Below are 23676 nucleotides of genomic sequence, written 5' to 3' on the forward strand. Positions count from 1 at the left end.
CCACGCCTGCGAGTCAGGTATCTAGCTATAAAAATACCGTACCACATGGAAGAACACCGGGGCGGCAAAACATAAAGAATCAATACGATCCATCATGCCGCCGTGCCCTTCAATCATGGCACCGAAATCTTTAATTCCGCGATCTCGTTTGATCGCCGACATACACAAGCCGCCTGCAAAACCCAATAAGGTAATCAGCAACGAGATTAATCCTGCCTGCCAGAAGCTAAACGGCGTCGCCCACCATAAACTGGCGCCAATCAGGCTGGCACTGAGAATTCCGCCGATAAAACCTTCCACAGTTTTATTCGGGCTTAATTTCGGCACAATAGGACGTTTGCCAAATAACTTACCGAATACATATTGCAGAACGTCAGAAAGCTGCACCACTATCATCAAAAACAGCAGCAGTTTGATATTTTGGTTTTCATAGCCGGGAATATTCAACATTAACAGCGCTGGCGCATGGCTAATACAGTAAACCGCAATCATCATGCTCCACTGAATTTTTGCCGTTCGCTCGAGGAAATGCTGGGTATCACCGGATAAAGCAATGCGGGTTGGAATAAATAGAAAAGCGTAAACGGGAATAAATACCGCAAATATCCCGTAGGCTTCCATACCTACCAATAAATATTGTACCGGCAACATAATGAAGAAACACCAAAACAGCGCTTCATGATCGCCGCGTCGGGTTGGCGTAAGAGTGATGCATTCTCGCAGGGCAAAAAATGACATCAGAGCAAATAATACCACAGAACCAATAGTGCCCAGCGCCATCGCCAGCACGGAAATAATACACATCAACCACCAGGCTCGAATGCGGGCATTCAGGTTTAAAATAGTGCTACGTGCCGAAGGAGAAACGTTCACGCGGGAAAGAATAAAACCAATCAAACTGGCGATCGCCAATAAACCGAATAAACCGCACAGCAGCAATTTTAATTCATTATCAAACGCCATCATGGTGCCATTTCCTCTAGTGCCGCTTTAATTCGCGCCAGAAAAGCCGCTTTATCTTCTCCCTCCTGCAAACCTGTAACCGGTACGCCAAAGGTCGCTGAGCAAATAAAAGGCACCACCAGTTTGGAACCTTTTGGTAATACGCGATTGAGGTTTTCCAGCCACACGGGAACCAATTCAACGTCCGGGTATTGGCGAGCTAAGTGATAAACCCCACTTTTAAAGCTTTGAATATTCTCTCCATCACCGCGCGTGCCTTCAGGGAATAAAATCAGCGACTGATTGCGCTCCAGCGTCTCTAGCAGCGGCGTCAGCGGGTTTTTGCGCGCTTCGGCACGACCTTCTACCGTACGGCGCTCCACCAGCACCGCGTGGAAAACATACTTCGCCAGATAACGGCGTAAGCGGGTTTTCGACCAATAATCCGCTGCTGCCACTGGATGAACCTGACTGCGCAAATGGCGCGGCATGCTCGCCCAGATCACCAGCCCATCTAAATGACTGGAATGATTGGCATAGTAAATTCTAACCTGTTTATCGGGTAACGGAGCAAGCCAGCGGGATCGAATTCCGGTCAGCAAACGGCATAAAGACACCAGAATGGTCGCTACCATTTTGCTACTGAGAATAAAAGGAAACTTAATCATTAGGTGGCAATTCCTTCCGCTGGAGTTCATTCATTACCGCGCGAGTACGTAAAATCGCGGTAACAATGGCGCCGAGGCCAATAACCCACAGGCAGAGATATAAAATCCATTGGTTATAGGCAGGTACAACGGCGGCAATCACTGTGCAAAGGGTTAACAGAGCCATACGATGTTGTTTAGCCATTGGCCCACTGAATTGTTGATCTAAACCGCAGCTACCGCCCAACACGCGGACATAGGCCGTCATCGCGGCGAATAGAGCGGCGGCCCAGCTCAGCGTTATCGCATCGGTAAAAGCGGTTAAACCGTAGCCCACGCCAATTAAAATCAAAGTATCCGAAATGCGATCCGGTAAATCGTTATACACCGCGCCCACAGGACTACGTAATCCGCCTTCTACCGCGACCATGCCGTCTAATAAATTGCAGATTAACCGAGCCTGAATCATCAAAGCCGCGACGATAAGCAACAGACCGCTGACCAGCGCTGAATCCTGACGAAAAGCGTAGAAGAAACTGAATCCAGCCAATGCAGAAAAGAGAATGCTAAAGAGGGAAATGCCGTTGGGCGTTGCGCCACGCTGTTGTAATATTCTGGCGAATGTCGTCGCCCACGCTGTATTTCTGGCACGTATTGGCCGACGATCTTTAATATCCTGATTCATAGTCAATTAACTACCTTGTCACCGCAGAAAATAATCCATACAACCCTGCTCGGCTAATGACTCAGATACCATTGTGGTGATTCCTGGGCTATCCCAATATGGATTCTATTCCGGCCAACGTTATCCCTAACCAAGTTAGGTTAATATACAACAAAGATGTGGCAATAATGAGGATTAAAAAAGCGGTGAGGATCGCACTTAACTCAATGCTAAGAAAGGGATGATTGGGTGGAATTAACGCTGATAGTAGAGAAAACCCCGCAGCTATTTATTACAGCAACGGGGTTTTGAGAACTAAGGTAAAACTTTAGCTGACAAGATAGTAATAGGTTTAACCGGCACGTTTTGGTACGGCCCGATATTTTCCGTTTGCACCTGCGATATTTTATCGACGACATCCATGCCTTTTACTACTTTGCCAAATACCGCATAACCAAAATCACGTTGACCATGATCGAGGAATGCATTGTCCGCCACGTTCAGAAAGAACTGGCTGGTTGCGCTGTCTTTATCGGCGGTACGTGCCATAGAAATGGTGCCGCGCAGATTACGCAAGCCGTTATCCGCTTCGTTCTTGATTGGCGCATTGGTCGCTTTTTGCTGCAAATCCGCAGTAAAGCCACCGCCCTGCACCATAAAGCCTGGGATCACACGGTGGAAAACCGTGTTGTTGTAATATCCGCTATTAACATAATTAACAAAATTCTGGGTGGAAACCGGTGCCTTCTGATTATCGAGCGCTAATTCAATATTCCCTGCCGAAGTGGTCAGCAATACATGGGGAGCAGCGGCTGCAAAAGCGGCTGGAGCCATGGCAGTCAGGGAGATCAGCGTAGCGAAGGTCACTAAAGTACGTTTAAACATTACGGTTCCTTTCTCTTAGAGACAAACAACGGAAAAGCGCCTTGATTCTAAAGAGCTGTCCCCCTTAGCGCTACCCATTTACCAATATTTACTTAACACAACGGACATTTCTGATAAAAACTCGTGTAATTGCAGTTAATGCCCGAAATAAGCCGTTTATCAATCCAATATAAGTGAATAGTTTTGCAGGCCAGATCACGCCTTGCCCACCCATTTTTATTTCATCCGCCGTTTTTGCGAGCTCCATCTCGTTTTGATTTTGGTTAATCGTTAATCATCTACAAATGAGAGCGCTCTCATTTTAAGTTTACCCAGTCAGAGTTACGCGATAATAAACATTGCGACAGGATGTTTAGTGAGGAATATCTGTCGGTAGAAAACAATAGCTACCCATAGAAATTAGCCAAATACCTCCTCATAGCGTCCTCTGATACATCAATGACGAAAAACCGGCGAGCGCAACGGATACAACTCGATGAATAGGTAAGACCGAGGAAACGACACATTGCTCATCGCTTTGGTTGATACCCATAACATTTATCAATTGCCTTGGTCATGTGGGATTCAGTCTCTACGTGATCGAACTTTACCCTCGCCAGAGCCGTTTGGAGGCCAACAGTGAAAAAGTTTAAAATCGCCATTATTGGTGGCGGCAGCAGTTATACGCCGGAGTTAGTTGACGGTTTGATTCAACGAATCAATGAGTTACCGGTGACAGAATTAGCACTGGTTGACGTCGAACAGGGACGTCAAAAAGTCGAAATCATCGCCGCACTCACCGAGCGTATGCTGGCACGCCACGGCCTGGAGCAGGTTAAGGTCAGCGTACACTTCTCACTGGATGACGCCATTCGCGATGCCGATTTTGTTCTGACCCAATTCCGTGTCGGCCAGCTCCCTGCTCGCGCCACGGATGAACGTTTGGGATTGAAATACAACCTGATTGGGCAGGAAACCACTGGCGTCGGTGGTTTTGCTAAAGCGCTGCGCACCATTCCGGTGATGATGGACATCGCTCATCGGGTGGAACGTTTGGCTCCCAATGCCTGGATCATTAACTTCACGAATCCGGCGGGCATCGTCACCGAAGCGGTTTCTCGCTATACCAAAGCAAAAATCATTGGCCTGTGTAATGTACCAATCAGTATGCATCACATGATCGCCAATCTGCTTCACGCGCCCTACGAAGATATTCAACTGCGCTTTGCCGGACTGAATCATATGGTTTGGGTGCATGAAGTGCTGCAACGGGGCAAAGATGTGACCGCCGACGTGCTGAAAATGCTGTGCGACGGCGCATCGCTGACCATGAACAACATTAAAGAAGCACCGTGGCCACCAGAATTCCTGCGAGCAATGGGTGCAATTCCTTGCCCATACCACCGTTATTTCTACCAAACGCAGGATATGCTGACCGAAGAAGTGGCGGCAGCAGCCGAGCGCGGCACCCGTGCCGAGCAGGTGATGCAGGTGGAGAAAGAGCTGTTCGAACTCTATGCCGATCCAGCGCTAGATACCAAACCGGAGCAACTCAGTTTCCGCGGCGGTTCTTTCTATTCGGAAGTTGCCCTAGAGCTAATTCGGTCGATTTATAATAATCTGGGCACGCAATTAGTAGTGAATACTGCAAACCGTGGTGCAATTCGCGGTTTAGCAGACGATGCTGTGGTAGAAACTAACTGTATCGTTGATGCTCAAGGCGCACATCCGCTGACATTTGGTCAATTACCCGACTCAATGAATGGATTAATTCAGCAGGTGAAAGCCTATGAGCGATTAACGATCGAGGCTGCGGTCCATGGCGATCGTAACAGCGCATTACTGGCTCTGGTTACCAACCCACTGGTTGCCAATGCCAGTATCGCTCAGCCTCTATTAGAGGAGGTTTTGGAGGCCAATAAGCCTTATCTACCTCAGTTTAAATGATGTAAAGGGATAACACCCCGCTTTCAACCGCCAGTTTTGCTGGCGGTTGAAGTTTGGAAAAACAGGAGCAGCACATGGTTACACTGGAAGACGTCGCGGTACTGGCCGGGGTATCCCGAGCTACGGTTTCCCGCGTGGTCAACGGTGATACCAACGTCAAACCCCTGACCCGCGAAAAAGTCGAGCAAGCGGTGGCCGTATTGGGTTATACCCCCAATCCTGCGGCGCGCGCATTGGCCTCCAGTCACTCTAATACTCTCGGGTTAGTCACCACCTCTTATCGCGGTGGATTTTTTGGCGCGTTGATGGATTTTGTACAAACCGAAGCCGAATCTCACGGAAAACAATTACTGGTGACCCAAGGGCGAGACAACGCCGAGAAAGAATGGCAAGCCATTCAACGACTGTTTAACTTACGCTGCGATGGGTTAATTCTGCACGTTCGCTTCCTCAGCGATGAGCGGCTCAGACAATTGGCGGCCACCCAACGCCCTTTTGTGTTACTGGACAGACTGGTACCTGGTCTGGAAGAACGCTGCGTTATCTTTGATCATCGCCGCGCCAGCCAGATTGCCACACAGGTTTTGATCGACGCCGGACATAAACGAATCGCCTGCATCAGCGGTTCCGCTGAACGCCAATCTAGCCAATTACGACTACAAGGTTTTCTGGATGCGATGACCGCAGCCGACTTAACGCCGGTCGCCTGCCTGCAAGGGGTTTACGATCTGGAAAGCGGCTATCTGCGGGCGGATGAAGCGCTGCGACAATCTCAAGCTCCGACGGCGATTTATTGCTGTAATGAAGAAATGGCTCTGGGCGCATTGCTGGCTATCAACAAGCATCATTTGCAGGTTCCGCAAGATATCTCTCTGTTGTGTTACGACAGCGGCGAACGAGCGCCTTTTGTTTCGCCAGCGCTCACCAGCCTGCATTTCCCCATTGTCGAAATGGCTCAGTACGCCACGCGTTTGTTGATTAACCCACAAACACCCGCGATGAGCTTCGTCCCCACGGTGATAACCCGCGAATCCGTATTACCGCCGAAATAAGCCGCAGGCGTGACAGCGACCAAGCCGCCACGCCCTTGGTTATCTAAGCGTTTCTATCAGAAAGTGACGTTAAGCTTTGCCCAAATAGTTCGTCCAGGCTCATTCACCGGGGTATTAGCTGAATAGCCAAAGCCGCTATTACCCGCCAAATTAAGATGCTCGCTGTAATTCTTATTCAGCAAATTATCAATACCAGTACTCACTTTTACCTTCGGGTTAAACTTATAGGCCACGTTGGCCGAAAGTACGCCAAAACCGGCGCTGCTGGCAAAATCCTTCCCGACCACGTTACCTTCGTTAATGGCGACCCGGTGCTGGCTACTGACCAAACGCCACAGCGCAGTGCTGCTCCAGTTACCGTTCTCATAAGTCAGACCTAATCGGGCTTCTAATGGTGAAATCTGCGGTAATGGTCGGCCGTCGGTATTATTTTGCCCACGGGCGTAAGCCAGACTGGCATCGGTTTTCCAACGGTCACTAAAGGCATAAGCCATCCCGGCCTCACCGCCCATAATGGTGGCGTCGATGTTGTCTGCCTGACTGATACGCAGATTCTTAGGATCGTATTTAAACAGAATGAAATCATTAACCTTCCCAGCGTAGGCCGAAACCCAGGCGTTAAATTGTTCACCGCTATACTGGCCGCCGATATCCAACTGGGTAGTTTTTTCGCTTTTCACACCGTCAAAAGCGCTGGCAGAACCGGTAGGCCCAAAGGTCGGTGAAAATAGCTCCCAGAAATCGGGGAAACGTTCGGTATGACCGATGCCCGCATACAGCATCACCGGCGAATCGGCCAGATTATGCTCAAAGCGGATAAAGCCGGCGGGTAGCGTGGCAGTGCGCTCCGGCTCATCAGCGCGTTTATAGTTAGTGACTGCATGATGATCGAGGCGAGCACCAGCGATCGCTTTATCCTGCTCATTCATTTCCCAAGTCAATTCACTAAACACGCCGTAATGAGTGAAACTGGCGTTTTTGCTCCAGTGGGTTTTATTGTTTTTACGATGAGTGTCGGTTTGCACATCGCCTCCGGCCTCCAGTTTACTATCCTGCCAGAGCCAGGTTCCCATCATGCGCCCGCCGATGGTGCGGCGATCCAAATTACTGGACATCGCCATATGCGGCGGCGTGCGTAACGTACTGTTATCCATCACATGATTGACGTAGTTGTAATAGATTTTGGCTTCGATTTTATCCAGCACCTCACCAATATGATTTTTCTCAAAACGTACCCCTAAGCTTTCTCGTTTAAACTGAGAACCATCCATACCGCGTCCAGCGTACCGTGCCTCACCATCTCCTTTACCCATAGTCATTTCCAGCAGCGTGTCTTCATCCGGCGTCCAGCCCAAGGCCAGATCGGTATTCCATTTATCCCAGCGGGATGGCACCCGATTGCCTACGCCGTCTTTATAATCGCCAGCCTGGGATTGATTACCCATCATGCGCAAATAACCCTGCTCGCCGCCTAAACTCACGTCGAGATTTTTGTCCCAACGGCCGTTGGAACCCACCAGCAGACTGCCATTACCGGTCACGCCGGTTTGTTCAAAGCGTGGCCGCTCACGTTCAAACAGCACGGTGCCCGCAGATGCACCCGCGCCCCACAGTACCGACTGCGGCCCTTTTACCACGGTCAGCAAATCGTAGCTTTCTGGCGAAATATAAGAGGTTGGCGCATCCATTCTCGATGGACAGGTGCCAAGCGTCTCCGCACCGTCGGTCAGAATCTTCAGGCGGGAACCAAACATCCCGCGAAATACCACATCACCATTGGTGCCGCCGTTGCGAATCTGAGAAAAACCGGGAATGGTTTTCAGATAATCGGCACCGTCGCTGGCCGGAACCGGTTGGCGCGGCGTTTTAGGCGATGTCACTAGGGTTAATGGTGAATGCTGCGGCGCGGTGACGGTAATCACTTCGGCATCATTCGGTTGATTCACAGTATTCGACGCAGGCTGATGATGAATATCAGACGCGCTGATGGCGCTGAAAACCAATAATGAATAGGAGGATGCTATGGCGTAAGCCAGTTTGTTTTTTTTGCAGGTGTTATATTTGTTAGACATTATTATTCCTAAAACGAAATAGGTTCATCCGGCAAGGTTTTATCCATACCATAAGAGTGGTTATTTTGTTGTTTTCACTATCAGGAATAAAAAGCTGGCGGAGCGCGTGGCTGTAATTCGGAATAAACGTCTTTGGTGATAATAGGTTCTGAAATAAACAAAACCGGCAACGTTGCGGCCAATAAAGTAACGCTGCGAATATCAGGTTTATCCGTCGCATTCAGTAACGGCAGATGGATCAGCAGCAAGCAATAATCACAGGCCGCATGGTTCATCATCGGCGCATGATTCGACATCGGCATCATAATGTCGGAATGATTCATTGCCTCCATCGATACCGAAGCATGATGAGAGTGGGATGGAGGTGCATGATAATCAGACATGGCCGAGTCATCGGTGTCGATGTTCGGTAGCCGCGCGGCTGAATCCGCGTTTTGAGCAGCGGCCAGCGTTATAGACACCATCGGTGCTATAAACAACATTAATATTGCGAATATCCCCAACCAGGCAGAAAAACGCTGTCGCTGATAACCTGTCCGGCTCAACGGTACGCGCTGCCCAAGGGTGTAAATCCCTTCACCAAAAAAATCCCTTTATCCGGATGAATAATAAAATATCGATTTCATGACCTCAGAGCATTCCAACCCTGATATTTCCCGCACTGAAGATAGCGCTGACTCGAGCCATAATAAAGGCGAGAGCTTACTGGAAATAAGCCCATTTGGCGGTTATTAACGCATTTTATTTGTGATGACTCGCCATTTTTCATCACTAATTTTCATGTATTGCACTAAAATTCAGATACAAGTCACAAAAATGAGCCATGCCTGTGCTAGGATTCGCCGCCTTAGCGCTGAAAACCGATTTGGTTCCGTTTTAGCCCTATGCCAGTTAATCCTAACTCGTCTTTTATTACTGACACGCAGGCCCTATCTATGAACAACAGTAATCGTATTCGGCTCACATGGATCAGTTACTTTTCTTACGCGCTGACTGGTGCGTTAGTTATCGTCACTGGGATGGTGATGGGCAACATCGCAGATTATTTCAATCTGCCAATTGCCAGCATGAGTAACACTTTTACCTTTCTTAACGCCGGCATTCTAATCTCTATCTTCCTGAACGCCTGGCTGATGGAAATTATCCCGCTGAAACGTCAACTTATCTTCGGCTTTATTCTGATGCTGATTGCCATCGCTGGCTTGATGGTTGGCCATAGCCTGATGATATTCTCCGCGAGTATGTTTATTCTCGGGGTGGTTAGCGGTATTACCATGTCTATTGGTACCTTCCTGGTAACCCATATGTACGAAGGCCGTCAGCGCGGTTCACGCCTGCTGTTTACCGACTCCTTCTTTAGTATGGCAGGGATGATTTTCCCGGTAGTCGCGGCGATGCTGTTAGCTCGTAGCGTTGAATGGTATTGGGTTTATGCCTGTATTGGTCTGTTGTACCTGGCTATCTTTGTGCTGACTCTGTTCTCCGAATTCCCGGTTCTGGGCCACAAAGCGACCGACGCGGGCAAACCCGTAGCGAAAGAAAAATGGGGCATCGGCGTTTTGTTTCTGGCGATTGCGGCTCTGTGCTACATCCTGGGTCAGCTCGGCTTTATCCAGTGGGTTCCGGAATACGCGACCAAAACCTTCGGCATGGACATCGGTCAGGCTGGTCAACTGGTCAGTAACTTCTGGATCTCTTACATGATCGGGATGTGGGTATTCAGCTTTATCCTGCGCTTCTTTGACCTGCAACGTATCGTTACCGTACTGGCCGCACTGGCTACCGGTGCCATGTACATGTTTGTGTCTGCCGAAAGCCCAGAGTACCTGAGCTACTACATTCTGACTCTGGGCTTTGTTTCCAGCGCGATTTACACCACCCTGATTACTCTTGGCTCACTGCAAACCAAAGTTTCCTCACCGAAACTGGTTAACTTTATCCTGACCTGCGGCACCGTGGGAACCATGCTGACCTTCGTGGTAACCGGGCCTATTGTGGCAGAGAAAGGCGTTCACGCAGCGCTGGCAACGGCTAACGGCCTGTATCTGGCAGTGTTTGTGATGTGTCTGGCCTTGGGCTTCTTTACCAAGCACCGTAGCCACGGCCATGTGACTCACTAACGGTCGGTAATAAACACATTACCCTCATCATAAAATAGTCACCATTATTACCGCCTTCCCAGCCAGCACCGTGGGAGGGCGGTTTTATTTCTCGCGACGAAAATCAATAAGTTCTTCATTCCCTAAATATATCCGACTTTGCGCTGGCAGCGTCTGCGCAATAATTTTCCCCGCGCGCAGAGAATAGCGCACCGGCACTTGCCGCCTGACCGCTTCAAACCCATTTTCAGCTGGAAGAATGATCAGATTAGCCTGATACCCAATGGCTAAACCGTAGCCACTTAAATTCAACGTTCTGGCACTATTGTGAGTAATTAGATTCAGCCCGTCATTAATTTGCCCGTAGCCCATTAGCTGGCAAATATGCAGCCCCATATGTAGCACTTGCAACATATTGGCAGTGCCTAGCGGATACCAAGGATCAAAAACATCGTCATGGCCGAAACAGACATTAATCTCTGATTCCAGCATCTCTTTAACGCGCGTAATCCCCCGCCGCTTAGGGTAGGTATCAAAACGACCTTGCAGATGGATATTGACCAACGGATTAGCAACAAAATTAATGCCGGACCGCTTTAATAGTCGGAATAAACGCGAGGTATAAGCGCCATTATAGGAATGCATAGCGGTGGTGTGGCTGGCAGTGACCCGAGCGCCCATCCCTTCTTTATGAGCCAGCGCGGCGACGGTTTCCACAAACCGCGACTGTTCATCATCAATTTCATCACAGTGTACATCCACCAGCCGCTGATATTTCTGCGCCAGTGCGAAGGTCTTATGCAAAGATTCCACGCCGTATTCGCGGGTGAATTCGAAATGTGGAATCGCACCCACCACATCGGCTCCCAAACGCAATGCTTCTTCCAACAAGGCTTCCCCATCGGGATAAGACAAAATCCCTTCCTGCGGAAAAGCCACGATTTGCATATCGACCCACGGGCTCACTTCTTGCTTCACCTCCAGCATAGCTTTTAGCGCCGTCAGGCTGGGATCGGAAACGTCCACGTGGGTTCGGACATGCTGAATACCGTTGGCTATCTGCCATTTCAGCGTTTGCCAGGCACGCTGTTTGACATCCTCGTGAGTCAACAACGCCTTGCGCTCTGCCCAGCGCTCTATGCCTTCAAACAGCGTGCCGGACTGATTCCACGCCGGCTCTCCCGCCGTTTGCGTGGTATCTAAATGAATGTGTGGCTCAATAAAAGGTGGCAAAATCAGCCCGCCCTCCCCATCCAGTACCTCATCGCCGGAAGGCGGTTGAGTGAGCTGCTCATCCATGCCGATAATTTTGCCCTGCGACAGGTTAAACTGCCATAAACCGGGGCGATCGACGCGCCGCACACTGTGGATCATTCGCACCTTCTTCCCAACCATCATTCCCCCTGCTGATCTAACCGCTTTGGCGGTAAAAAATATCGCTTTCCTTTAGCTTACCTAACTCGCTTCCCCACGTTGCCTTTTATTTATTTAAGGTAAAAAACCACAGAACTGACACCATTCAGCTAAAGATGAATGAAATCCGCAACTTATCAAAAAACGTTATAAATCATCAAACTACCACCTTAGAGGTATATGAGGGGCAAATTGATTTACATCAATAAGCGCAATAGCCGGGAGATTAAGGTAAGCGTAGAAAACTAAAAATTGAGGCAAAAATGAGCAAAGTCAAACTTGCCGTCATCGGCAACGGGATGGTCGGCCATCGCTTTATTGAAGATCTACTCGATAAAGCAGACAAAGACGCATTCGACATCACTGTATTCTGCGAAGAGCCTCGCATCGCTTACGATCGAGTTCATCTCTCCTCCTATTTTTCTCACCATACCGCTGAAGAGCTTTCTCTGGTGCGGGAAGGATTTTATGAGAAACACGGTATCAAGGTATTAGTAGGCGAACGGGCTATCACTATTAATCGTAAAGAGAAAGTGATCCACTCCAACAGCGGTCGCACTCTCTATTACGACAAACTGATCATGGCCACCGGCTCTTATCCGTGGATTCCACCGATTAAAGGCAGCGAAGGTCAGGATTGTTTCGTCTACCGTACGATTGAAGACCTGAATGCCATCGAAGCCTGTACCCGCCGCAGTAAGCGCGGTGCCGTGGTCGGCGGTGGTTTGCTGGGCCTGGAAGCCGCAGGGGCTCTGAAAAATCTGGGTGTAGAAACTCATGTAATTGAATTTGCCCCAGTATTAATGGCCGAGCAGCTTGATCCTATGGGTGGGGACCAACTGCGGCAAAAAATTGAACGCATGGGCGTTCGAGTCCATACCGGTAAAAACACTCAGGAAATCGTACATAGCGGCACCGAAAGCCGTAAAACGATGGTTTTTGCCGACGGCACCTCGCTGGAAGTGGACTTTATCGTCTTCTCTACTGGTATTCGCCCGCAGGATAAACTCGCTCACCAGTGCGGTCTGGCTACGGCGCGCCGCGGTGGGATTGCCATCAACGATTACTGCCAGACCTCTGATCCAGATGTTTACGCCATCGGTGAATGCGCATCATGGCAGGAGCGAACCTTCGGTCTGGTTGCTCCGGGCTATAAAATGGCGCAGGTTGCCGTCGACCACCTGCTAGGTCGGGATAATGCCTTCCAAGGCGCGGATATGAGCGCCAAGCTGAAACTGTTGGGCGTAGACGTCGGCGGCATCGGTGATGCTCATGGCCGCACCGAAGGCGCTCGCAGCTATGTGTATCTGGATGAAAGTAAAGAAATCTACAAACGTCTGGTAGTCAGCAAAGACAACAAAACCCTGCTGGGCGCGGTGCTAGTGGGTGATACCAGCGATTACGGCAACCTGTTGCAGTTGGCGCTGAACAAAATCACTTTGCCGGAAAACCCAGACAGCCTGATTTTACCGGCTCACGCAGGCAGTAAACCGGCTATCGGCGTAGACTCTCTGCCGGAAACGGCTCAGATCTGCTCCTGCTTCGACGTCACCAAAGGCGATATTATTCAGGCAGTCAATAATGGTTGCCATACCGTGGCAGCTATCAAGTCGGCGACCAAAGCCGGTACCGGCTGCGGCGGTTGTATCCCACTGGTCACTCAGGTACTTAATGCTGAACTGAGTAAGCAAGGGATCGAAGTTAATCACCATCTGTGTGAACACTTCACTTATTCCCGTCAGGAGCTTTATCACCTGATTCGCGTAGAAGGGATTAAATCCTTTAGCGAGCTGCTGAGCAAATACGGTAAAGGCTACGGGTGTGAAGTGTGTAAACCGACCGTTGGCTCGCTGTTGGCATCTTGCTGGAACGATTATGTGTTGCAGCCTGAATTAACCCCGCTGCAAGACACCAACGACAACTTCCTCGGCAATATCCAAAAAGACGGGACTTACTCAATCATTCCACGTTCCGCCGGCGGGGAAATCACTCCAGAAGGTCTGGTCGCTATCGGGAATATCGGACGGGAATATAACCTGTATACCAAAATTACGGGTTCACAGCGTATTGGCCTGTTCGGTGCACAGAAAGACGATTTACCGGCAATTTGGGCCAAGTTAATCGACGCTGGCTTCGAAACCGGCCACGCCTATGCCAAAGCCTTACGTATGGCAAAAACCTGCGTGGGTAGCACTTGGTGCCGCTTTGGCGTCGGTGACAGCGTAGGCTTCGGCGTAAAGCTGGAGCATCGCTATAAAGGCATTCGAACCCCGCACAAGATGAAGTTCGGCGTTTCTGGCTGTACCCGTGAGTGTGCTGAAGCGCAGGGGAAAGACGTCGGTATCATTGCAACGGAAAACGGCTGGAACCTGTATGTGTGCGGCAACGGTGGCATGAAACCGCGCCACGCCGACCTGCTGGCCGCCGATCTGGACGAAGCCACGCTGATGCGTTATCTCGACCGCTTTATGATGTTCTACATCCGCACCGCCGACAAACTGCAACGCACCTCGGTGTGGCTGGAGAGTCTGGAAGGCGGCATCGACTATCTGCGTTCAGTGATTATTGACGACAAACTCGGCATTAACGATCAGTTAGAGGCCGATATTGCCCGTCTGCGCGAAGCCGTCATCTGCGAGTGGAAAGCCACCGTGGAAAACCCAGCGGCCCAGGTCCGTTTCGCCCACTTTATCAATAGTCCATTACGCGACCCGAATATTCAGGTGGTGAGTGAGCGTGAACAACACCGCCCTGCCCGCCCTGATGAACGCATTCCGGTGCGGATACTTGAATTGGAGAATAACTAATGAGCCAGTGGATCACTGTATGTCCATTAGAGGTCATTTTAACCGGCACCGGCGTCTGTGCGCTGGTTGGGGAAGAACAGGTGGCGATATTTCGCCCTTACGAAGATGAGCAGGTTTTTGCCATCAGTAACATCGATCCTTTTGCCGAAGCTAGCGTGCTGTCTCGCGGATTGATAGCCGAACATCAAGGTGACCTGTGGGTCGCCAGCCCATTGAAAAAACAGCATTTTCGTCTACATGACGGCTTCTGTTTAGAAGATGAAAGCCGCTCTGTACGTCACTTTGACGTTCGAGTACGCGACGGCATGGTGCAGGTGAAAGCTTAAGCGATCTGATGCGGCGACACGGTAAATATTATCGCGTCGCCGACGATTAAAAGAATTATTTTTATTTTTGGAATCAACTATGTACGCAGATACTTTGAATAAATGTGCCGCGAATGCAGAGCGCATCGCAAAACTGGCAAAAGAAAGCCCGCTGGGCTTTTGGATTAGCTCGGCAATGGCGGGCGCCTACGTTGGGCTAGCCATCATTTTGATTTTCACCTTAGGCAACCTGGTCGATCCGGCGCTGCGCCCTTTAGTCATGGGTGCAACCTTTGGCCTAGCGCTGACATTAGTCATTATCGCTGGTTCAGAGCTGTTCACCGGTCACACCATGTTCCTGACCCTCGGCGTCAAAGCCGGCACCATCAAATCCAGCCAGATGTGGAGTGTATTGCCACAAACATGGCTAGGTAATCTGCTGGGCTCAGTATTTGTCGCTCTGCTGTATTACTACGCTGGCGGTAGCCTATTACCGGTAGATACCAGTCTGGTTCACGCCGCAGCATTGGCTAAAACCACCGCCCCGGCCATGACCTTATTCTTCAAAGGCGTACTGTGTAACTGGCTGGTTTGTCTGGCAATCTGGATGGCAATTCGCGTCGAAGGCGCAGCCAAATTCATCGCTATCTGGTGGTGTTTGCTGGCCTTTATCGCTTCAGGCTACGAGCACTCCGTCGCCAACATGACTCTGTTTGCTCTGTCTTGGTTTGGTAATCACAGCGAGGCTTACACCATGAGCGGCATCGGCCACAACCTGCTGTGGGTCACTCTAGGTAACACTCTGTCCGGTGCGGTCTTTATGGGTCTGGGTTACTGGTACGCTACGCCGAAAGATCAGCGTCCGGCTGCGGCTAGCGCCACTGCGCCACAAACCGCCAAGTCATAATTGCGACTGCCAGCCCTGCTTCGGGGCTGGCATATGCCGCCACAGAATGAAGGATTGCTGATGGATTACCTACCGATTTTCTGCCAACTGCACCACAAAGACTGCCTGCTGGTCGGCGGTGGCGATATTGCCGAACGCAAAGCGCGCCTCCTGCTGGACGCTGGCGCAAGGCTAACCGTCAACGCCTGTGAGTTTTCACCTCAGTTTCACCTGTGGGCGGAACAAAACCGGGTAACGCTGGTGCATGGGGAATTTGCCCCAGAATTATTGGCAGAAAAGTGGCTAGTGATTGCTGCCACCGATCGGGTTGAGGTCAATGCGCTGGTATATCAAAGCGCCAATCAGCAACGAATTTTCTGTAACGTGGTGGACGATCCTAAACGCGCCAGCTTTATCATGCCGTCGATCATCGACCGCTCGCCGATCATGGTTGCAATCTCCTCCGGCGGTAAAGCACCGGTTCTGGCGCGCCTGCTGCGTGAAAAACTGGAAGCCATGCTGCCACAGCATCTCGGCCAGCTCGCTCGTTTAGCTGGGAATCTGCGTCTGCGAGTCAAACGGCAGTTCTCCGCTATGACCGCCCGCCGTCGTTTCTGGGAAAAACTGCTGTCTCACGACCGGTTGGCACAGTCTCTGGCCAATGACGACCAAACTCAGGCTAATCAATTAGTGGAGCAACTCTTTAGCACGCCATTAGAAGATCGCGGCGAAGTGATTCTGGTCGGCGCAGGCCCAGGCGACGCTGGTTTACTGACGCTGAAAGGTTTGCAGCAAATCCAACAGGCCGATGTAGTGATTTATGATCGGCTGGTTTCCGATGAAGTGATGAATCTGGTACGCCGTGACGCCGAGCGTATTTTTGTTGGTAAACGCGCCGGACATCACTGCGTACCACAGGAGCAAATCAATCAGATCCTGCTGGAACAAGCGCAGCAAGGTAAACGTGTGGTGCGGCTGAAAGGCGGCGATCCCTTTATCTTTGGTCGCGGCGGCGAAGAGCTGGAAACCCTGTCCGGCAGCGGCATTCCTTTCTCGGTGGTTCCGGGCATTACTGCCGCATCCGGCTGTTCAGCCTACAGCGGTATTCCTCTGACTCATCGGGATCATGCTCAGAGTGTACGTTTGGTCACCGGTCATGCCAAAACCGACGGTCAGTTGGATTGGGATAATCTGGCGGCAGAGAAGCAAACACTGGTGTTTTATATGGGGTTATCGCAAGCGGGTGAAATACAGCAGCAGTTGATTCGCCACGGCATGAGCAGCGAAACACCAGTCGCTCTGGTTGAAAACGGAACCTCGCGTCGTCAGCGTGTAGTCAGTGGGGAGCTCAGTCAATTAGCGCTGCTATCTCAGCAGGTTAGCAGTCCAAGCCTGATTATTGTCGGTAGCGTGGTCAGTCTACGGGAAAAACTGAACTGGTTTTCATCCCAAGAGCAAACCAACCAAAATATGCAGCAGAAACAGGCTGAACAAGTCGGTTAATCCCGATAGCGATAAGAATTGACCATAAAAAAGGGACGAGCTTATCGTCCCTTTTCTTATTGATGCGATTCAGTGAGGAAACGCTCTTGAATCGTTACCGCTTACGGATGAGCGACAAAACCAATGGCTTCGTACACTTTCGCCAACGTCTCTTGCGCACGCGCACGCGCTTTAGCAGCGCCGTCACGCATGACTGACTGAAGGTAGGCCTCATCATTGCGATACTTATGATAACGCGCCTGAAGCTCGCTCAGCATGCCAGAGACCGCTTCTGCCACCGCACCTTTCAAGTGACCGTACATTTGGCCTTCAAACTGTGCTTCCAGCTCAGAAATAGACTGGCCGGTCACGCCAGACAGAATATCCAGCAGATTGGAAACCCCTGCTTTTTCCTTCACGTCATAGCGAATTACCGCCGGTTCATCGGAATCGGTCATCGCGCGTTTGATTTTCTTAACCACAGATTTGGTGTCTTCCAGCAGTTCGATAACGTTATTGCGGTTATCGTCTGATTTAGACATTTTCTTGGTCGGATCTTGCAAAGACATCACTCGCGCGCCGGCTTTAGGAATAAAAGGCTCAGGAATCTTGAAGATGTCACCATAAATCGCGTTGAAACGACCGGCGATATCGCGGCTTAATTCCAGATGTTGTTTCTGATCTTCACCGACCGGCACCTGATTGGTTTGGTACAGCAGGATATCCGCCGCCATGAGCACCGGATAGTCAAACAAACCGGCGTTGATATTGTCCGCATGGCGCAGTGACTTGTCTTTAAACTGAGTCATGCGGCTCAGTTCGCCGAAATAGGTATAGCAGTTCAGCGCCCAGCCCAGTTGAGTGTGCTCGGGTACGTGAGACTGAACAAAAATAGTACTTTTTTGCGGATCGATACCGCAGGCCAGATACAGCGCCAGCGTATCCAGCGTTCTTTTTCTCAGTAAAGTCGCGTCCTGACGGGCTGTAATGGCATGCAGATCCACGATGCAATAAATGCAATCATAGTCATCCTGCATCTGTACCCACTGACGCAGAGCACCCATGTAGTTGCCAATGGTCAGTTCACCGGACGGCTGAGCGCCGCTAAATACAATGGGTTTACTCATTTTACGCTTCCTGATTTTTTAAAGATGACAGCCCAATTGTGGGCAACAGATCGGCAAAGTGCGTTAAAACACGATCGGGATGACTCGTGGTAATAGATTCGCCATAGTTATATCCGTAGGTCAGCCCTACGCAAGGGCAACCGGCGGCCTGCGCGGCCATAATGTCATTGCGGGAATCTCCGACAAACAGCAGTTCGCTGGCGCGCAAACCCAGTTTTCCCAGCATCAGATACAGCGGAGCCGGGTGAGGTTTCTTCTCGACAACATCATCCCCACCAATAACCAGGGAGAAATAATCTGCGATACCTAAAGAAGCCAGCAGCGGTGCGACAAACGGCGTCGGTTTGTTGGTAATCAACCCCATAGGCCGACCGGAGGCGGCTAATTGCGCCAAAGTGTCTTTTACCTGAGGAAACAGCTGGCTACCGCGTTCTACTGTCTGCGCGTAGTAACCATCAAAGAGTACGCGAGTGCGCTGGCAAATCTCACCCTGAGGCTCTACGCCAGCCCAGCGCAGCGCGCGCTCAACTAAAACGTCGGCACCGTTGCCTATCCAGGTGGAAACTCGCTCCAAACCTGCTTTAGGCAACCCCTGATGCTCTAATGCCATATCCATCGCACTGGCCAAGCCCGGCGCACTGTCAACCAAGGTGCCGTCAAGATCAAAAGCCAGCCCGCGGATAGAGTTAAATTCAGTCATGAGCAGCCATCGCCAGCTCGCTGCGCATTGCGTCAATCACCGCAGCGTAATCAGATTCACCAAAAATAGCCGAACCGGCAACAAACATATCTGCACCGGCAGCGGCGATTTCACGAATATTATCGACCTTCACACCGCCATCGACTTCCAGACGAATGTCATAACCGCTGGCATCGATACGTTGGCGCACTTGACGCAATTTGTTCAAGGTTTCGGGAATAAACGACTGACCGCCGAAGCCTGGGTTAACGGACATCAGCAAAATCACATCCAGTTTATCCATGACATAATCGAGGTAGCTCAAAGGCGTTGCAGGGTTAAATACCAAACCCGCCTTACAGCCGTGGTCTTTAATCAATTGCAGAGTGCGATCGATGTGTTCGCTGGCTTCAGGATGGAAAGAGATATAGCTGGCACCAGCTTTAGCAAAATCAGGAACGATGCGATCGACAGGCTTAACCATCAGATGTACGTCGATCGGCGCGGTAATACCATAATCACGCAGCGCCTGGCACACCATGGGACCCATCGTCAGATTGGGAACGTAATGGTTATCCATCACGTCGAAATGAACCACATCAGCGCCCGCAGCAATCACCTTCGCGGTATCTTCACCTAACCGGGCAAAATCTGCCGACAGAATGGACGGGGCAATCAAAAACTTTTTCATCCGCTTCTCCAAACTTTTTATCGGCCCCACAAAGCGCACATAGGCTTCGTGAAGCACGAGGGTTTGTATCCTTACCAGGCGGGAAATCCCACTTAGCTGTACAGCGCCAAAAGCTCGTTCACTTTGCTACGACCAAGAATATTACGGCTGATAGTGCGGCGCGCTTTCACCACATGCAATGACGCCTGATGATACCAATCCCGCGTCAATTCAGTATCGTGATTAGAAATAAGCACTGGAATCCGGTTTTCAGATGAAAGCTGATAAGCCAGACGAGCCAGATTTTTTTGATCTGCAATGCCAAAGTTATTGGTGTGATACGCCGTAAAGTTCGCCGTTGCAGATAGCGGCGCGTAAGGCGGATCGCAATAAACAACGGAGCCGGAAGCTGCTTTTAGCAAGGTTTCCTGATAGTGCTCGCAGACAAAAACCGCATTTTTAGATTTTTCCGCGAACCAATACAACTCGGCCTCAGGGAAATACGGTTTTTTGTAACGCCCGAAAGGTACGTTGAACTCACCGCTCAAATTATAACGACACAGACCGTTATAACAATGACGATTCAGATAGAGGAACAACAATGCGCGCCGGTAAGGATCTTCACAGGCGTTAAACTCTTGCCGAATAAGGTAAAACTGATCGGAATTGTTGTACTCATCAGTAAATAAAAGACGAGAGTCGCGCACAAAATCATCCGTGCGTAACTTCACTATGTTGTAGAGGTTGATTAGGTCGCTGTTGATATCGGCCAAAATATACGATTCATACTCAGTGTTCAAAAACACTGAACCCGCACCTACGAATGGCTCAATCAAGCAGTCTCCCGCTGGCAGATGGCGTCGAATGTCATCAACCAGCGGATATTTCCCACCAGCCCATTTTAAAAAAGCGCGGTTTTTCTTCATGCCGTCAGTTAGCTACTTAATAATTCAGAGCCGCAGATTGTACTCTGTTTCAGACAGCACATCAGCGCACAAATAAAAATGATTTATTTTTTCAGGTCTTGCTGCACTTGGTGCACAGGTTTGACCCACGGTTTTTTCGCCTGAACGTCGGCTGGCAAGCTCGAAATCGCCTTCTTCGCTTCCGCTGAAGTAGCATAATTTCCACTGACCAACACGTACCAAGGCTTACCATCACGTTTAGTTTCGTAAACCTGATAGTGAGTTAGTTTTTGCTGTTTCGCATAGGCATTCAGCGTATCGGAACGAGAGGCACTACTTAACTGTAAGGTAAAGTGGCTACCTGGCGCGTTCTTCAATGCTCCACCGCTGCTGGCTGTTGTCGCAGTATTTTTGGCCGCTGTACTACCAGTACCCGCTGCTGAGGTATTTTTATGCGCATTGGCCACAGGTTTAGCGGCAGTTTTCTGCGCGGGACGCGTGGTGTTATCACGTACTGCCGGCGTTTTGATCTCTTTTGAAGAAGATACGGTAGCCGGTGCTGTTGGCAACGTGGATGTCACTGCGCCATTCATATTCTGTGAAACCGAATCCACCTGCCCCTGCTGCTGAGACAGTGCATCAGACATGTTTCCCGGTAAATCAACGCGCTGGGTTGGCGCATTACCATTAGCCATTGGCTGTGCTTCAGTCGGGGTGGATGAAACCGGCGGAGCCGTCAACTCTTGCGGCTGGCCGCTATTCTGTACGCCGTTGCCGTCATGACCATCGCTGCTGTTGCTCGCCGTACTCGGCTGAGCACCACTGCCGTTGGTCAGTGAAGAAGAATCAGAAAGATTGATATCTCTGGCCGCAACGTTAGGGTTCTGCTGAGAAGCTTCATGCTGCGTTGGCGCTTTTAACGCGGAACCGATAGCAATGATGATCAACAGCAACACCAAAATACCGATACCAATCATCAAATGCTGGCGTGAGAGAGCAATTTTTGGGCCGTTCGAAGTCTTGCGCGAACGCGTAGGGCGGCGATCGCTGGTATCAGGCTTCAGATCGTCTTCCGGTTTTAACTCATCCATCTAAACCCTCCAACTCGAGGCAAAAGCCTACCGTTGCATACAGCGACGGTCCGGCAGATTAAGTTGACTGACAACAAAGAGACCAGAACGGACCTTTGCGAAGAATATGATGTTTATAGCATACAACATCATAATACTTATGCCATTTACCCTGCCAGACACTCGGCAATAGAAGCAAGGACTATCTCGTGAGAGATACCGCCGCGTACCTCTGATTTACCAATAGCAGTAGGCAGTACCAGCCGGAGTTCACCCGCCAATACTTTTTTATCGCGCATCATGTGCGGCAGATAAGATTCTGGTGTCATCTCCTGCGGGCCGCTGACCGGTAAACCGGCACGGACCAACAGTCGTTTAATTCGTTCAATATCACTGGCAGAGAACTGGCCGATTAATCGGGCGGTTTCCGCAGCCATAACCATACCTGCGGCAACGGCTTCGCCGTGCAACCACACTCCGTAGCCCATTTCGGCTTCGATAGCATGGCCATAGGTATGACCTAAATTGAGTAACGCACGCAGCCCATTCTCTTCTCGCTCATCGGCAGCAACCACTTCGGCTTTCAGCTCGCAGCAGCGGCGGATGCAGTAACCCAGCGCATCCATATCCAGCGCCAGCAACGCGTCGATGTTGTTTTCCAGCCAAACAAAGAATTCGGAATCGAGAATGATGCCATATTTGATCACTTCGGCCAGACCGGAAGCAAGCTCACGAGATGGCAAAGTTTTCAGGCAGTCGAGATCAACAATTACCGAAGCGGGTTGGTAAAACGCTCCGATCATGTTTTTGCCTAACGGGTGATTAACCGCAGTTTTTCCGCCCACAGATGAGTCCACCTGAGAGAGAAGTGTGGTAGGGACTTGAATAAAGCGGACGCCACGCTGATAACAGGCAGCGGCAAAACCGGTCAGGTCGCCTACTACACCACCGCCTAAAGCAATAAGCGTAGTATCACGACCGTGCGGTTTTTCCAGAAGGGCAGAAAATACCTGCTCCAGAACGCTGAGAGATTTATACTGCTCGCCGTCAGGCAGAATCACCTGATCAACTCGAATACCGCCTTCCTCCAGCACTGCCCGGATAGAATCCAGATAGAGAGGAGCCAGCGTTTGGTTGGTAACCAGCATTACCTGATCACCCGCCTTCAGCGGTTTAAAAGAGGCCGGATCGTTAAACAATCCTGCGGCTATCGTAATAGGGTAGCTACGCTCCCCTAACGTGACAGTAATCTTCTCCATGTCGCGCTCAGTGACCTTCTTAACGTAACTTAACTGACACCCGAAGGCATAAGTAGAAAGCTAAAATCAATTGCTTTCCAGCATGTTGATGATCTGGTTAGCAACAACTTTCGCGCTTTGATCGTCGGTGCGGATGGTGACATCTGCAATTTCTTCGTACAGCGGATTACGTTCTTTTGCCAGTGCTTCAAGCACTTCACGTGGAGGCGCATCAACCTGTAACAACGGACGTTTTTTGTCGCGTTGAGTACGAGCCAATTGCTTCTCGATCGTGGTTTCTAGGTACACCACAACGCCACGGGCTGACAAACGGTTACGGGTTTCCTTAGACTTCACAGAACCACCACCGGTCGCCAGAACAATGCCCTGTTTTTCCGTTAGTTCATTAATAACTTTTTCTTCGCGATCGCGGAAACCTTCTTCACCTTCCACGTCGAATACCCAGCCCACGTCAGCTCCGGTACGTCGCTCAATTTCTTGATCGGAGTCGAAGAACTCCATATTGAGTTGCTGAGCTAACTGACGACCAATAGTGCTTTTGCCGGCACCCATAGGCCCAACCAGAAAGATATTGCGTTTCTCTGCCATGTTTTTGGTATTACTAAGACTATTCGTTAATGATAACCCGCCCCGCCAATCACACCAGCGGCGGGACCTAAACTGAAACCTCATAAGCGATAGTGCGAGATCAGACGGAAAATTATCTCAGCACTTCTGGTAGTTTGGCAACCGAATAAATCGTTGTACACGTCGTGGGAGGGAAACCATACGTTTTTATCGGCGTAT

The 23676-nt window shown here is 50.3% G+C and carries 21 protein-coding genes; 7 read left to right on the forward strand and 14 right to left on the reverse strand.

What is annotated here, in order from left to right; genetic code table 11:
• Positions 1–21: 21 nt before the first annotated feature.
• From AD970_RS05115 to ppiA, 4 genes are all read right to left on the reverse strand, one after another.
• Positions 22–966, reverse strand: a complete 945-nt coding sequence (locus AD970_RS05115; protein WP_049597247.1) for a phosphatidate cytidylyltransferase — start codon at positions 964–966, stop codon at positions 22–24.
• Positions 963–1610 carry a lysophospholipid acyltransferase family protein gene (locus AD970_RS05120; RefSeq protein WP_049597248.1) on the reverse strand — a complete coding sequence of 216 codons (648 nt, stop codon included), beginning with the start codon at positions 1608–1610 and terminating at the stop codon, positions 963–965. The genes AD970_RS05115 and AD970_RS05120 overlap by 4 nt, the downstream gene beginning before the upstream one ends.
• On the reverse strand, positions 1603–2274 hold the full coding sequence (locus AD970_RS05125; protein ID WP_049597249.1) for a CDP-alcohol phosphatidyltransferase family protein: 672 nt from the start codon (positions 2272–2274) through the stop codon (positions 1603–1605). Before AD970_RS05125 ends, AD970_RS05120 begins: the two co-directional genes overlap by 8 nt.
• 294 nt (positions 2275–2568) lie before the next feature.
• Positions 2569–3138: a peptidylprolyl isomerase A gene (gene ppiA / locus AD970_RS05130; RefSeq protein WP_049597250.1), complete on the reverse strand. Its 570-nt coding sequence runs from the start codon at positions 3136–3138 to the stop codon at positions 2569–2571.
• A 618-nt stretch (positions 3139–3756) separates the two neighbouring features.
• On the opposite strand from ppiA, the gene AD970_RS05135 reads away from it, so the two are divergent.
• On the forward strand, positions 3757–5064 hold the full coding sequence (locus AD970_RS05135; RefSeq protein ID WP_049597251.1) for a 6-phospho-beta-glucosidase: 1308 nt from the start codon (positions 3757–3759) through the stop codon (positions 5062–5064).
• Positions 5065–5138: 74 nt separating this feature from the next.
• Positions 5139–6116 (forward strand): LacI family DNA-binding transcriptional regulator, encoded by a 978-nt coding sequence (locus AD970_RS05140; protein ID WP_049597252.1) that lies wholly within the window; start codon positions 5139–5141, stop codon positions 6114–6116.
• A 56-nt stretch (positions 6117–6172) separates the two neighbouring features.
• Here the strand turns inward: AD970_RS05140 and AD970_RS05145 are convergent, their stop codons facing one another.
• Both AD970_RS05145 and AD970_RS05150 read right to left on the reverse strand, forming a co-directional pair.
• Complete coding sequence (locus AD970_RS05145; RefSeq protein WP_049597253.1) at positions 6173–8188, reverse strand: TonB-dependent copper receptor; 2016 nt, start codon at positions 8186–8188, stop codon at positions 6173–6175.
• A gap of 80 nt (positions 8189–8268) precedes the next feature.
• The gene (locus AD970_RS05150) at positions 8269–8670 is read right to left on the reverse strand and encodes a DUF2946 family protein (RefSeq protein ID WP_049597254.1); all 402 of its coding nucleotides are present in this window, start codon (positions 8668–8670) and stop codon (positions 8269–8271) included.
• Between the two features lie 453 nt (positions 8671–9123).
• Between AD970_RS05150 and tsgA the strand changes: the two genes are divergently transcribed.
• On the forward strand, positions 9124–10308 hold the full coding sequence (gene tsgA / locus AD970_RS05155; protein WP_049597255.1) for an MFS transporter TsgA: 1185 nt from the start codon (positions 9124–9126) through the stop codon (positions 10306–10308).
• Positions 10309–10392: 84 nt separating this feature from the next.
• Here tsgA and AD970_RS05160 read toward each other — a convergent pair whose 3' ends face one another.
• Positions 10393–11682, reverse strand: a complete 1290-nt coding sequence (locus AD970_RS05160; protein ID WP_049597256.1) for a cytosine deaminase — start codon at positions 11680–11682, stop codon at positions 10393–10395.
• 281 nt (positions 11683–11963) lie between these two features.
• Here AD970_RS05160 and nirB point away from each other — a divergent pair, with 281 nt between their 5' ends.
• The 4 genes from nirB (at position 11964) to cysG (ending at position 17201) form a co-directional block, all read left to right on the forward strand.
• Positions 11964–14507 (forward strand): nitrite reductase large subunit NirB, encoded by a 2544-nt coding sequence (nirB, locus tag AD970_RS05165; protein ID WP_049597257.1) that lies wholly within the window; start codon positions 11964–11966, stop codon positions 14505–14507.
• Positions 14507–14833, forward strand: a complete 327-nt coding sequence (nirD, locus tag AD970_RS05170) for a nitrite reductase small subunit NirD (RefSeq protein WP_049597258.1) — start codon at positions 14507–14509, stop codon at positions 14831–14833. The genes nirB and nirD overlap by 1 nt, the downstream gene beginning before the upstream one ends.
• Positions 14834–14912: 79 nt before the next feature.
• The gene (gene nirC, locus AD970_RS05175; protein WP_049597259.1) at positions 14913–15719 is read left to right on the forward strand and encodes a nitrite transporter NirC; all 807 of its coding nucleotides are present in this window, start codon (positions 14913–14915) and stop codon (positions 15717–15719) included.
• Between the two features lie 60 nt (positions 15720–15779).
• Positions 15780–17201, forward strand: a complete 1422-nt coding sequence (gene cysG / locus AD970_RS05180; RefSeq protein WP_049597459.1) for a siroheme synthase CysG — start codon at positions 15780–15782, stop codon at positions 17199–17201.
• 101 nt (positions 17202–17302) lie between these two features.
• Here the strand turns inward: cysG and trpS are convergent, their stop codons facing one another.
• From trpS to aroK, 7 genes are all read right to left on the reverse strand, one after another.
• Entirely contained in the window at positions 17303–18307 is a 1005-nt protein-coding gene (gene trpS / locus AD970_RS05185) for a tryptophan--tRNA ligase (protein ID WP_049597260.1), read from the reverse strand.
• Between the two features lies 1 nt (position 18308).
• Positions 18309–19007, reverse strand: a complete 699-nt coding sequence (locus AD970_RS05190; RefSeq protein WP_049597261.1) for a phosphoglycolate phosphatase — start codon at positions 19005–19007, stop codon at positions 18309–18311.
• Positions 19000–19677: a ribulose-phosphate 3-epimerase gene (rpe, locus tag AD970_RS05195; protein WP_049597262.1), complete on the reverse strand. Its 678-nt coding sequence runs from the start codon at positions 19675–19677 to the stop codon at positions 19000–19002. Before rpe ends, AD970_RS05190 begins: the two co-directional genes overlap by 8 nt.
• A 92-nt stretch (positions 19678–19769) precedes the next feature.
• The gene (gene dam / locus AD970_RS05200; protein WP_049597263.1) at positions 19770–20582 is read right to left on the reverse strand and encodes an adenine-specific DNA-methyltransferase; all 813 of its coding nucleotides are present in this window, start codon (positions 20580–20582) and stop codon (positions 19770–19772) included.
• Positions 20583–20665: 83 nt separating this feature from the next.
• Positions 20666–21652 carry an SPOR domain-containing protein gene (locus AD970_RS05205; protein ID WP_049597264.1) on the reverse strand — a complete coding sequence of 329 codons (987 nt, stop codon included), beginning with the start codon at positions 21650–21652 and terminating at the stop codon, positions 20666–20668.
• A 146-nt stretch (positions 21653–21798) separates the two neighbouring features.
• Positions 21799–22890: a 3-dehydroquinate synthase gene (gene aroB, locus AD970_RS05210; protein WP_049597265.1), complete on the reverse strand. Its 1092-nt coding sequence runs from the start codon at positions 22888–22890 to the stop codon at positions 21799–21801.
• A gap of 66 nt (positions 22891–22956) precedes the next feature.
• Positions 22957–23478 (reverse strand): shikimate kinase AroK, encoded by a 522-nt coding sequence (gene aroK / locus AD970_RS05215; protein WP_004718471.1) that lies wholly within the window; start codon positions 23476–23478, stop codon positions 22957–22959.
• Between the last annotated feature and the right edge of the window lie 198 nt (positions 23479–23676).

The organism is Yersinia nurmii, from assembly GCF_001112925.1.
In the GTDB taxonomy this organism is placed as follows: Bacteria; Pseudomonadota; Gammaproteobacteria; order Enterobacterales; family Enterobacteriaceae; genus Yersinia; species Yersinia nurmii.